Raw genomic sequence first — 11,289 nt, forward strand, 5'->3', positions numbered from 1 at the left:
ACCCGGTGATCAGGAGCGCAGCGCAGAATGGTGAACGCGCGGCCTGCCCTAGTCTGCTTCGCTGGTGAGCGCGAAATGCGCGACTACGCTCGGCTGGATCACCTTGGCGGCCATGGTGACCAGCACGAGTTGGGCATCCAGCCTGTCGCCGTGCTCCAGCGCCCGTTCGATCCGCTCCTCCACCTGCAAAGCGAGCGGAACGCCGTTGACCCCAGCGAAGCCCTCGGCGCCGATCATGCAGTAGCCCAGGATCTCGGCCGCAGACCGATACGCCTGGGGCGCCGGCTCATCGCCGATGGCATGGTCCTTCAGTAGATTGACGACGGTCAGCTTTACCGCCTCGGGAACCATGCTCGGATGGAGATCGACGGAGCGCAAGGCTCCATCCAGTCGCCGCAAGTCCTCCGACCGTCCAAAGCGGCCGAACAGGCCAAGGGAAGAGTTGCGTCTGGCCATGTCAATGATCCGGCTGTGGTCGTTGGCAGGTTCTACCAGGGGCAGAACCCTGATGGCCATCGAAGGCTCGTGAGCGTGCTCACCTTCTATCCTGGTCGATCAGATCGGCCAACGACATCGGAAATCGCCGGATGCGCCGACCCGTGGCGTGCCAGACGGCGTTGGCGATCGCGCCGCCCGTGCCGGTAACGCCGATCTCGCCGACGCCCTTGATGCCCAGCGCGTTCACGTGCGGATCGTCCTCGTGGACGAGGATCGCCTCCATCGACGGCACGTCGGCGTTGACCGGGATGTGGTACTCGGCAAGGTCGGCATTCATCACCCGGCCCGAGCGACGGTCGACGACCGCGTGCTCGTGGAGGGCGAAGGAGATGCCCCAGATCATCCCGCCGAAGAGCTGACTCTCGACCATTCTCGGGTTGATGATCCGCCCGGCGGCGAACGCCCCGACCAGTCGGCTGACGCGGATCTGCCCGAGATCGGGATCGATCTTCACCTCGGCGAACACCGCCCCATGCGCATGCATGGCATAGGCCTCCTGCGCGGCGGCATCCCCAGCCGCCTGGCCGGTCGCCTCGATCTCGGCGAGGCCGGCGCGCTCGAGGATGTCGACGAAGGGCTCGCCCCGGCTTTCGTCGTCGCGGCGCACGAGACGCCCATCGCGCGCCACCGTGCCGACATTGCCGGCGCCGAAGAGCGGCGAGCGTTCGTCGGCCGTGGCGATGTCCGCCAGCTTGGCAAGAACGTTGAGGCCGGCGGTATGGAGCGCCATCCCGGCCGTTGCCGTATGGGCCGAGCCACCGGCGATGCCCGCGTCGGGCAGGTCCGAAGTGCCGGCCGCGAACTCGACGTCGTCGATGGGCAGGCCCAGAGCGTCGGCGCCGATCTGCGCCAGCGCCGTCCATGCGCCCTGGCCCATGTCATGGGCACCAGTCTCGATGCGTGCGGTACCGTCGCGGCGGATCACGGCGCGCGCGTTCGCCTGGAACATCAGCGCCGGGAAGGTCGCCGTCCCGACACCCCAGCCGACCAGCAGCCCGTCCGCGTCGCGCATCTGCCGCGGCTCGAGCGGTCGCGTCGACCAGCCGAAGCGCTCGGCGCCCTGCGCGTAGCAGTCCTTGAGGCGTTTCGACGAGAACGGCTTGCCGGAGATCGGCTCGACATCGGCGTGGTTCTTCAGCCGGAAGGCGAGCGGGTCCATCCCGGCCCCATAGGCCGCTTCGTCGATGGCGCTTTCCAGCGTGATCGAGCCGCTGGCCTCGCCGGGTGCCCGCATGAAGAGCGGGGTGCCGGTGTCGAGCCGCACGACTTCGTAGCTCGTGCGGATGGCGGGGCTCGCATAGAGCGTATGCGCGACATCGGCCGCCGGCTCGAAGAAATCGTCGAAAGTGCTCGAAGACGTCCGGGTGTGGTTCGCGATCGCCGTCAGCCCGCCATCCTCGGCGACGCCGATGCGCAGCGTCTGGCGCGTGGCGGCGCGATGGCCGACCGGCCCAAACATCTGCTCGCGGCGCAAGACTAGCTTCACCGGTCGGCCGGTGAGCCTCGCCGCCAGGATGCCGAGCACCTGCGGGCCGGCCGGAAAACCCTTCGACCCGAAGCCGCCGCCGAGATAGGGGCTGCGGATCGCGACATTCTCGGGGGCGATCCCGAACAGCCCGCCAAGGCGCTGCTGTGACATGGCGAGCGCCTGCGTCGGCATGTCGAGCGAGAGCCGGTCACCGTCCCAGGCCGCGACGACGCAATGGGGCTCCATCGCGTTGTGATACTGCGGAGCGGTTTCGTAGGTCACCTCGACGCGGCGATGGGCGCCGCGAAGCCCAGCCTCGACATCGCCCGTTTCGGCTAGCGGCGGACTGCCGGCGCCGACAGATTGCGGGCTGAAGCTCTCGGCGCCGTCGAGGCCGACACGGGCGTCTTCTACCTCGTAACGCGGCGCCAGCAGGGCGGCGCCTTCGCTCGCCGCCTCCAACGTTTCGGCGATCACCACCGCGATCGGCTGGCCGGCATAGCGCACCCGATCGTTCTGCAGGAGGTCCATGCGGAACATGAAGGGGTGGGACTTTTCGTCCGGGTCTGTGGCGAGCGGGGGCCGGTTGGCCGTCGTCATCACGTCGACGACACCCGGATGGCCGCGAGCCGCGGCTTCGTCGAGGCCGACCACGCGGCCGCGAGCGATCGTGCTGGTGGCACAGACCGCGTAGAGCATCCCGGACGGGTGGTTGTCCGCCGCATAGGTCGCCGTGCCGGTGACCTTGCGTACGCCCTCGCGACGGGTCAGGGGCTGGCCGCTATTCGAGCCGTGCCGCTGGTGCTGGGCATTTTCGGTGAGGCTGATCTCAGACATGGTGCGCACCTGCGGGAACCGGAGCAAAGGGGGAGGCGGGCAGGGCCGGCAGGCGGTCGGGCGTGCCGGCGGACGCGAGCTGCAGGGCGCGGATCACGATGCGCCGGGCCAGCTCGATCTTGTAGGCATTGTCGCCGGAGGGCGTCGCACCCGCGAGAGCCGCCTTCGCGGCACGTTCGAACGCCTCGCGACCGGGCACCTGGCCAACCAGCTCGGCTTCCGCCGCCTCGCAGCGCCACGGCTTGGCGGCAACGCCGCCGAGGGCTATCCGCGCCGCGCGGATGCGCTCGCCATCCATGGCGAGACCCGCGGCCGCCGAGACGACGGCAAATGCATAGGACGTGCGCTCGCGGACCTTGAGGTAGCGCGAGTGGCCCGAGAAGGCGGCAGCTTCGGCGGGCAGGCGGACGGCGAGGATGATCTCGCCCGGCCGCCGGACCGTCCTTTGTTCCGGCGTCGTGCCGGGCAGGCGATGAAACTCGGCGAGGGGGACCTCGCGCCGCCCGTCCGGCCCCTCGAGTTCGACGATCGTGTCCAGCGCGACCAGCGGCACGCAAAGATCCGACGGATGCGTGGCAATGCAGCTTTCGCTCCAGCCGAGCACCGCATGCGCGCGGTTCTCCCCTTCCAGCGCATCGCAGCCGCTGCCGGGAACACGTCGGTTGCAGGCGCTGGCGGTGTCGTAGAAATAGCGGCAGCGCGTCTCCTGCATGAGGTTGCCGCCGACCGTCGCGGCATTGCGCAATTGCGCGGACGCGCCCGACAGCAGCGCCTCAGCGACGGATGGATAGCGTGCGGCGAAGTCCGGATCGTGCGCCAATTCGGCATTGCGCACCATCGCTCCGATCCGGGTGCTGCCGTCGGGCAGCCGCTCGATCGCGTCGAGACCGGCGATATGGGTGATGTCCACGAGCCGTTCGGGGCGGGCGATGCCGCCCTTCATCAGGTCCAGGAGGTTGGTGCCGGCGGCGAGGAAGGCCGCGCCCGGCTGCGCGGCGGCGGCGATGGCCTCGGCAACCGTCGTCGGGCGAACATAGTCGAACCGGTTCATGCCGCATTCTCCTGGTTCTTTTCAACGAGCCGGCCATGCGCGTCGATCACCGCTTCAGTGATGCCGGCATAGGCGCCGCAGCGGCAGAGATTGCCGCTCATGCCCTCGCGAACGCGCTCCGGATCGGCGCCGGCCTGGCCTTCGGCGATCAGGCCGACGGCGCTCATGATCTGCCCGGGCGTGCAGTAGCCGCACTGGAAGCCGTCATGCTCGATGAACGCGGCCTGTACCGGGTGCAGTTCGCCATTCGTGGCAAGACCCTCGATGGTCGTGACGTCCGCGCCATCGAAGCTGATCGCCAAAGCGAGGCAGGAATTGATGCGCCGGCCGTCGACGAGGATGGTGCAGGCGCCGCATTGCCCGCGGTCGCAGCCCTTCTTGGTGCCGGTGAGATCCAGCCGCTCGCGCAGGAGGTCGAGGAGCGTGACGCGTGGATCGTCGATGTCGACTTCCCGCGCCGTCCCGTTGATTGTCAGGCGTATGGAATGGTTCATCTTGTCACCCGATCAGTGGTATCCCGAACCGGATGGCCAATGCCGCTGCCGGTTCGAGCTTCTGTGCGGCGACGAACTGCGCGATCGGGTTCGATCGCGATCCACCGGCGCTGACCGAAAGATACGGAGGCACCCTCCGTTTACAAGTGCGAGGGGTTCTAAATTTTCACATGGCAGTGAAGCCGCATAAGGCAATGCGCAAACCGCGGGCGGATTCCGTGCGGAACCGGGAACGCCTGCTGGCGGCCGCAGCGGACGTGTTCCGCACGGGCGGGGCGGAAGCGAGCCTGGAAGCGGTCGCCCGGCGCGCCGGGGTCGGGATCGGCACGCTCTACCGCCACTTCCCGACCAGGGACGCGCTGTTCGAGGCGGTCTACAGGCGGGAGGTCGAGCAGCTGAGCGAACTCGCGGAGGCACTGGCCCTGGCGGACGATCCGGTGGTCGCCCTGCGCGAATGGCTGCGTGCGGGTATCAGGCTGGTGGCGACGAAGCGCGGTGCATTAAAGGCCCTCGCGCTCGCCGTCGACAGCTCGTCCGACGTCTATGCCTTTTCCCAGGCCAATCTCACCCGGGCCGCTGGCCTGCTTCTCCAGCGAGCGATGGCGGCAAAGCGGATCCGCGACGACGTCACGGCCGACGATCTCCTTCACGTGCTGATCGGCATATCGCTCATGGGCAAGGAGACCGGCTCGGAAGAAAAGGTGAGCCGGCTGGTCGACATCTTCGTCGATGGACTCCTGGAGTGACCGCTCGCTCGTCCCGTTCTTGAAGCGCCTGACGAGCGCGCCTCAAGAGCCACGGTGATCGATTAGGCCGGCACTGACGGCACTGGTCTTCGCGCGCGGCGAGGCAGAGCCGCAGGCAGGACGGCAAGCCGTGCCGTGCCGAGACCCTACGATTCGTGTCGATCGAGAAGCCGGTTCTCCCGCAGGCGGGCAACCGCCAGGTCGACGAAGGCCCGCACCTTTGCCGGCGCGTTGCGTCCCTCCGGATGCAGCACGTGGATCGGCAGCGGCGGCTCCTCGTAGTCGGCGAGCACGATCTGCAGCCGGCCGTCGAGCAGGGCCGGGCCGATCTGATATTGCAGCACCCGCGTGATGCCGAGACCGGCCACCGCCGTCGCGATGGCGGCGTCGTTGGTGTTGCACTGCAGCCAGGCATTGACCGTCACGCGATGATCGCGCGCGAAGCGCCATTCGGGCGAGGCCCAGGCGCTGGTCGAGGCGACGATGCGGTGATCCTTGAGATCGGCCGGGACGGTCGGCGTGCCATGCGCCGCGAAATAGGCGGGCGCCCCGCAGACGACGCGGCGCACCGAGCCGACCTTGATCGCCGAAAAGCCTGAGTCCGGCAGTTGCCCCAGGCGAATGGCGACGTCGATACCCTCGTCGACGATGTTCACCGGACGGTCGACGAACAGCATCCTGCCGGAGACGGCGGGGTAGGCCTGAAGATATTCATGCACGATCGGCAGGACGTACATCGGCCCGAACAGCGCCGAACTGGTGATGGAGAGGGTCCCGGAGGGCGTCGCATAGGAGCCCGCGGCGGCCGCTTCCGCCTCGACGATGTCCGACAGGATCCGGCGGCAATCGCCGAGATAGCGGCTGCCGGGTTCCGTCAGCTTCACCGACCGCGTCGTGCGGACGAACAGGCGCGCGCCGATGAGGTCTTCGAGGCCGGCGACGGCGCGCGTCACCGCCGGCGCGCTCATGTGCAGCTGGCGCGCTGACTCGGCAAAACTCTCGGTCTCCGCCACCTTGACGAAGATCCGCATGGCCTGCCAGCGATCCACCCGGCACCTCACGCGCTCCGCGAAATCATCGGTAGTCGTGGAGGAATTGCCGGGTCGTGGCAAGCATCCGGCGATCGGGACCGCGCCGGATCCCGCTTCACGCCGCCATCGCGGCCGCGCCTGCTGCGGTCGTCGTCTGACCCGCGAACCGGTCTCGGCTAGAAACCGAAATGGCTGAGGCCGGGATGATCGTCCGGGCGGCGACCGAGCGGCCAGTGAAACGCCCGTTCGGCTTCGGCGATCGGGCGTTCGTTGATGCTGGCATGACGAAAGCGCATGAGCCCGTCCTCGGCGAACTCCCAGTTCTCGTTGCCGTAGGCGCGAAACCACTGGAAGCTGTCGTCGTGATATTCGTAGGCATAGCGCACGGCGATGCGGTTTCCCGCGAACGCCCAGAGTTCCTTGATCAGCCGGTAGTCGAGTTCCCTGTTCCACTTGCGGGTCAGGAACGCCTCGACTTCCGCCCGGCCATGGGCGAACTCGACGCGGTTCCGCCAGCGCGTGTCCTCGGTATAGGCGAGGGTCACCCTGGCGGGATCGCGGCTGTTCCAGCCGTCCTCGGCAAGCCGCACCTTCTCGATGGCGGTCTGCTCGGTGAAGGGCGGAAGCGGCGGGCGGGACATTGGCGGTCTCTCTCGGATCGGTGTTGCGGACGGGCAGGGCGGCGAATGCCCGTCCGGGCTTTGTCGAACGACAGCACCATCCGGCGCTTCGCGGGCGGCCGCAAGATCAGGGATGGCGACCTTGCGATCGAGGAATGAGCGGATGAGCGGCGCCATCTCGTCGAGCCTCTCCTCGAGGGCGAAATGGCCGGTATCGATGATGTGCAGTTCCGCTCGCGGCAGGTCGCGCAGATAGGGGTGGGCGCCTTCCTCGGGAAAGATCCTGACGCCGTCGACCGTCGCATCGCGGTAATGGACGGTGGCTGGGGCGGCAATGGCAGCGGCGGGCGAGGCTGCCGGGGCCACGTCGACCACCCCGACACCGAGGGCGCCGGCGAGCAACAACGAAATCACTGACTGCTTCAGGGTCGGTTTCCTTCGAACGGCTGCAGGGCTGGGTTCAGCGACAGGCAACCGGGTTCGGCAGGCGCCGATAATCTGAGTAATGTGGAAGGGATCATTCCTCTCTTCGCAATAGATGCAGGCCGCAATTTGCTTCATGGAGGAGGACCGGGCGGCTTCGGCATCTTTTGCCACGCACGTACCCGGGTGCCCCTGCGTCATCAGGTCGATGGCGCGTTCGACGGGACGAGCCGACCACCGTCCCCAGCATCGGGAGTTTGCTCGTGCCACATGGCTTTCTGGATATCGCCGTCACGCCCAGCGTCCGCGAAGTACAGGCGAAGATGGGGGCGGACCATCTGTGGGACGACTTCAACAGCCGGCACAGCTTCGATCGCTTCGGCGAGCGCGAGCAGGCCTTCATCGCCACCCGCGACAGCTTCTATATGGCCTCGGTTTCAGAAACCGGCTGGCCCTACGTCCAGCATCGCGGCGGCCCGAAGGGCTTCCTGAAGACGATCGACGAGCGCACGCTCGCCTTTGCCGACTACCGCGGCAACCGCCAGTACATCAGCACCGGCAATCTCGTCGCCGACAGCCGGACCTGCCTGTTCCTGATGGACTATCCGCACCGCGCCCGGCTCAAGATCTATGCCCATGCCGAGATCGTCGAGCCCGACGCCGACGCGGCGCTCGCCGAGCTTGTGGCGATGCCGGGCTACAGGGCGAAGATCGAACGGATCTTCCGGCTGACGCTCGATGCGTTCGACTGGAACTGCCCGCAGCACATCACCCCGCGCTTCACCGAGGAGGAGATCGCGGCCGCCGTGCAACCGCTTCGCGACCGCCTGGCGCAACTCGAAGCCGAAAACGCCGCGCTCCGTGGGGTTAGCTGATCGTCAGGGCTGTGCGGCGGGGCCGGCCAGGCCGTCGCGCTCCTGGATCAGCCGCTCCAGCAAGGCTTCCTGTTCGCTCAACCGATCGGCGATGCGCTGCTCCGCGGCCTCTCCGGACGCCGCGGAGGCCTGCTCGACGAGGTCCCTTATATTGTCCCGGACCGCCCTGATGCGTTCCTCGACCTCGACGTAAGCCGCATCGTTTTCCGCCATCGTCTCTACCCCATTCCGCCATGTCAGATGTAGCGCGCCGCGACGACTGATGTCCGGCCCGCACGTTGTCTTGTCGTCTTGCGTCACAGCGTCAACGCCGATGCTCATCCGTCGTCCCGGGCCGAGGCCGGAACTTCCAACTCACCGGGCATTATCGCAATCTGCGGCGTGGCGTCCCGATAGAACCCGCTGCGGACGCAGGCGGACAATCATTGCGGATGACAGCAAGTTCGGCAAGCATTGCTCGCAGACGCGGGGGCGCACCGGAGAGCAACATGAGCCAGGAAGACGCTGTCGACCCGACCTGGCTTCGCGAAAGTCGGAGATTCCCGCAACGCTTTTCCGAACAGCCTCCTCGACCGCGAGGAAGGCGCGGCGACGCTGATGGTGGAGCTGCTCATCCACACGCCGCGTGAAGATCTGCCGCGGACAGCGGGCTTGCCGGAAGGGTCGCGATGAACTCGTCCAGGAAGATCTGCACCGCGTGCGGCAGCCGGCGATCGCGCATGACATTGACCTGGACGCCTCTCGACGTCCGCGCCAGGCCTTCGAGCGGAAATGCCGAGAACTCGCCGCGAAGGACGGGGCCGAGGATCGACAGCGATGCCAGCGGCACGATGGCCTTGGTGAGCTTCACGAAGGACAGGATCGACGAGAGCGCGTTGGTGGTCATCACCGGCTCGATCGTCAGTCCTTCGTCCCGGCAGGCCGCATCGAACACCTGGCGGGACGTGGTGTCCTCGGGCATCAGGACGACCGGATAGTCCTGCAAGGTGCGCAGGGCCACCGGCGTGGTGCCGGCGAGGGGATGTGCCTTGGCGCAGAGGCCGACCATCGCGACGGTGGTTTCGTGGACGACCGTCACGCCGGGATCGCGTCCCATGGTGAAGGTCATCCCGATATCGGCTTCGCCGGACGCGACGCTTTGCGTCACCTTGAGGGGCGGCATGACGGCGAGCTCGAAACGGATGCCCGGGAACCTTGCATGAAAGGCCGCGATGGCGTCGGGCAGAACGTCCAGCGCGAAACCCTCGCTGGTGGCGATGCGAATGAGGCCCCGGGCGGTTCCCTGGAGCTGCGAGATCTCCGAGACCGCCAGATCGGCCCGCATCAGGATCCGGTTGGCGTGGTCCACCAGGAGATCGCCGGCAGGGCTGGTGACCATGCCGCGTGGCCGCCGTTCGAACAGCACGCATCCGAGCTCGTTTTCGAGATTGGCGATCTGCCGGCTGATCGCCGATGCCGCAACGTTCAGCCGGGCGGAGGCGGCAGCGATCGACCCACAGCGGGCGACGGTGAGGAAATAACGCAGGCTCGTGGTTTGCATCGGCCCTCCCAAGCCTTGCGTTGCCAAAACGGCATGGCAGCGCTCAACAAATTGTACTTGTTGCGACGGCATCTGCCTAGCATGTTTGCAGGGCACAAAATGCAGCAGATCAGACCGCCTGCCTCCATGCAGGGCGTATCGCCGATCTTTCCGATCGAATGTCCCGCCAGCTCTTAATGAGGGTCCTGATGAAAATCCGTCTGAACCGTATCTCAATGCTCGCTCTGGGCGCCGCCCTCCTGGCCACGCCCGCCGTGGCGGGACCCGAGGACAATTCGCTCAACTGGGCGTCGGACTCGATGCCGTCGAACATCGACTTCTACCAGCACACGATCCGCGAAGGCATCGTCCTGGCCAACCACATCTGGGACGGCCTGCTCTATCGCAATGACGAGACGGGTGAATTCGAGCCGCATCTCGCGGAATCCTTCCGCTTCGTCGACGACACGACGATCGAGTTCGTCCTGCGCAAGGGCGTCAAGTTCCACAATGGCGAGGAACTGACGGCAGATGACGTGGTCGCGACGGTCGAATACGTCACGTCGAACGCAACGCCGCAGCCGATCTTCTTCCTGGAAGGCGCCGAGAAGGTCGACGACTACACCGTCCGGCTGAAGACCGCCGGCGTGTTCCCGCCGATCCTCGAATACATCGCCAACCTCCTGCCGATCTATCCGGCGCAGTACTACGCCGAGGTCGGCCCTGAGGGCATGTCGCGCGCCCCAATCGGCACGGGCCCCTACCGCGTCACCGAGCATGTCGCCGGCGAGCGCATCACGATGGAAGCCTTCCCCGACTATTTCGGCGGCATGAAGGGCCAGCCGTCGATCGAGACCCTGGTCTTCCGGCGCATCGGCGAGTTCAACACGCAGGCCATCGAGCTGATGAGCGGCGGCCTGGACTGGATTTGGCGGGTGCCGCCGGATGCCGTGGACCGGCTGGCGACCAGCGATGCGATCAAGGTAGATGCCGGTGAGACGCTGCGCATCGCCTTTCTCGGCATGGACGCGCTCGGCCGCTCCGGCGACAGCCCGATGCAGGACCTGAAGGTCCGCCAGGCGATCAATCACGCGATCGACCGTGAGGCGATCCGCGAAGCGCTGATGGGACCGGGATCGCAGGTCATCAACACGCCCTGTTCGCCGGCTCAGTTCGGTTGCGTCGTCGATGCCGCAGTCACCTACGACTACGATCCGGAAAAGGCCCGCGCGCTGCTCGCCGAAGCCGGCTATCCGGACGGGTTCTCGCTGGAGTTCTGGGGCTATCGCGACCGGCCGCTGATCGAGGCGGTGCTTGGAAGCCTCGCCGAGGTCGGCATCAACGGCAGGCTGAACTTCGTCCAGGCATCCGCCATCGCGACCGCCCGCGACGAAGGCAAGCTGCCGATGTGGTTCCAGGCCTGGGGCTCGAACTCGATCCGCGATATCAGCGGCTCGGCGGGCTACTGGTTCTCCGGATCCGCGGTCGATTACGCCAAGGACGAGCGCGTCATCGAGTTGCTCGAGGAAGGCAACACCAGCGACAACGAGCAGCGGCTGAAGGCCTACGAGGAAATGATCAAGATCATTACCGAGCAGGCCTACCAGGTGCCGTTGTTCACCTATGCGCTGAACTACGCTTACAACGCCAAGCTCGAGTTCACGCCGGTTCCGGACGAGACGCCCCGCTTCTTCCAGTCGCGCTGGATCACCGAGTAACCAGCTCGC

General features: G+C 66.9%; 11 protein-coding genes. 3 read left to right on the forward strand and 8 right to left on the reverse strand.

What is annotated here, in order from left to right; genetic code table 11:
* Positions 1-48 precede the first annotated feature (48 nt).
* From GTW51_RS08525 to GTW51_RS08540, 4 genes are read right to left on the reverse strand one after another with little or no spacing between them, the layout of a single operon-like run.
* Positions 49-516 (reverse strand): hypothetical protein, encoded by a 468-nt coding sequence (locus GTW51_RS08525; RefSeq protein WP_246232800.1) that lies wholly within the window; start codon positions 514-516, stop codon positions 49-51.
* A 19-nt stretch (positions 517-535) separates the two neighbouring features.
* A complete protein-coding gene (locus tag GTW51_RS08530; RefSeq protein WP_163043490.1) occupies positions 536-2,803 on the reverse strand; it encodes a xanthine dehydrogenase family protein molybdopterin-binding subunit in 2,268 nt (755 codons plus the stop codon).
* Positions 2,796-3,854: an FAD binding domain-containing protein gene (locus GTW51_RS08535; RefSeq protein WP_163043491.1), complete on the reverse strand. Its 1,059-nt coding sequence runs from the start codon at positions 3,852-3,854 to the stop codon at positions 2,796-2,798. Before GTW51_RS08535 ends, GTW51_RS08530 begins: the two co-directional genes overlap by 8 nt.
* Positions 3,851-4,348 carry a (2Fe-2S)-binding protein gene (locus GTW51_RS08540; RefSeq protein WP_163043492.1) on the reverse strand — a complete coding sequence of 166 codons (498 nt, stop codon included), beginning with the start codon at positions 4,346-4,348 and terminating at the stop codon, positions 3,851-3,853. The genes GTW51_RS08535 and GTW51_RS08540 overlap by 4 nt, the downstream gene beginning before the upstream one ends.
* A 170-nt stretch (positions 4,349-4,518) precedes the next feature.
* Between GTW51_RS08540 and GTW51_RS08545 the strand changes: the two genes are divergently transcribed.
* On the forward strand, positions 4,519-5,094 hold the full coding sequence (locus GTW51_RS08545; RefSeq protein WP_163043574.1) for a TetR/AcrR family transcriptional regulator: 576 nt from the start codon (positions 4,519-4,521) through the stop codon (positions 5,092-5,094).
* 146 nt (positions 5,095-5,240) lie between these two features.
* On the opposite strand, the gene GTW51_RS08550 is transcribed toward GTW51_RS08545, so the two are convergent.
* Positions 5,241-6,143, reverse strand: coding sequence for a LysR substrate-binding domain-containing protein (locus GTW51_RS08550; RefSeq protein WP_163043493.1), 903 nt, complete (start codon positions 6,141-6,143; stop codon positions 5,241-5,243).
* A 158-nt stretch (positions 6,144-6,301) separates the two neighbouring features.
* Positions 6,302-6,766 carry a nuclear transport factor 2 family protein gene (locus tag GTW51_RS08555; protein ID WP_163043575.1) on the reverse strand — a complete coding sequence of 155 codons (465 nt, stop codon included), beginning with the start codon at positions 6,764-6,766 and terminating at the stop codon, positions 6,302-6,304.
* Between the two features lie 665 nt (positions 6,767-7,431).
* Between GTW51_RS08555 and GTW51_RS08560 the strand changes: the two genes are divergently transcribed.
* Positions 7,432-8,043: a pyridoxamine 5'-phosphate oxidase family protein gene (locus GTW51_RS08560; protein ID WP_163043494.1), complete on the forward strand. Its 612-nt coding sequence runs from the start codon at positions 7,432-7,434 to the stop codon at positions 8,041-8,043.
* Positions 8,044-8,046: 3 nt separating this feature from the next.
* On the opposite strand, the gene GTW51_RS08565 is transcribed toward GTW51_RS08560, so the two are convergent.
* Both GTW51_RS08565 and GTW51_RS08570 read right to left on the reverse strand, forming a co-directional pair.
* A complete protein-coding gene (locus tag GTW51_RS08565; protein ID WP_343033968.1) occupies positions 8,047-8,364 on the reverse strand; it encodes a hypothetical protein in 318 nt (105 codons plus the stop codon).
* 289 nt (positions 8,365-8,653) lie between these two features.
* A complete protein-coding gene (locus tag GTW51_RS08570; protein ID WP_163043495.1) occupies positions 8,654-9,583 on the reverse strand; it encodes a LysR family transcriptional regulator in 930 nt (309 codons plus the stop codon).
* A gap of 188 nt (positions 9,584-9,771) precedes the next feature.
* Here GTW51_RS08570 and GTW51_RS08575 point away from each other — a divergent pair, with 188 nt between their 5' ends.
* Positions 9,772-11,280 (forward strand): ABC transporter substrate-binding protein, encoded by a 1,509-nt coding sequence (locus tag GTW51_RS08575; protein WP_163043496.1) that lies wholly within the window; start codon positions 9,772-9,774, stop codon positions 11,278-11,280.
* The last annotated feature ends 9 nt before the right edge of the window (positions 11,281-11,289 follow it).

Source organism: Aurantimonas aggregata, assembly GCF_010500835.1.
In the GTDB taxonomy this organism is placed as follows: Bacteria; Pseudomonadota; Alphaproteobacteria; order Rhizobiales; family Rhizobiaceae; genus Aurantimonas; species Aurantimonas aggregata.

Excerpts from the sequence above, each read along its gene's own strand:
- GTW51_RS08545 (WP_163043574.1), top strand. The coding sequence starts at position 4,519 with ATGGCAGTGAAGCCGCATAAGGCAATGCGCAAACCGCGGGCGGATTCC.
- GTW51_RS08570 (WP_163043495.1), bottom strand. The coding sequence starts at position 9,583 with ATGCAAACCACGAGCCTGCGTTATTTCCTCACCGTCGCCCGCTGTGGG.
- GTW51_RS08565 (WP_343033968.1), bottom strand. The coding sequence starts at position 8,364 with ATGAGCATCGGCGTTGACGCTGTGACGCAAGACGACAAGACAACGTGC.
- GTW51_RS08530 (WP_163043490.1), bottom strand. The coding sequence starts at position 2,803 with ATGTCTGAGATCAGCCTCACCGAAAATGCCCAGCACCAGCGGCACGGC.
- GTW51_RS08535 (WP_163043491.1), bottom strand. The coding sequence starts at position 3,854 with ATGAACCGGTTCGACTATGTTCGCCCGACGACGGTTGCCGAGGCCATC.
- GTW51_RS08555 (WP_163043575.1), bottom strand. The coding sequence starts at position 6,766 with ATGTCCCGCCCGCCGCTTCCGCCCTTCACCGAGCAGACCGCCATCGAG.
- GTW51_RS08525 (WP_246232800.1), bottom strand. The coding sequence starts at position 516 with ATGGCCATCAGGGTTCTGCCCCTGGTAGAACCTGCCAACGACCACAGC.
- GTW51_RS08540 (WP_163043492.1), bottom strand. The coding sequence starts at position 4,348 with ATGAACCATTCCATACGCCTGACAATCAACGGGACGGCGCGGGAAGTC.
- GTW51_RS08575 (WP_163043496.1), top strand. The coding sequence starts at position 9,772 with ATGAAAATCCGTCTGAACCGTATCTCAATGCTCGCTCTGGGCGCCGCC.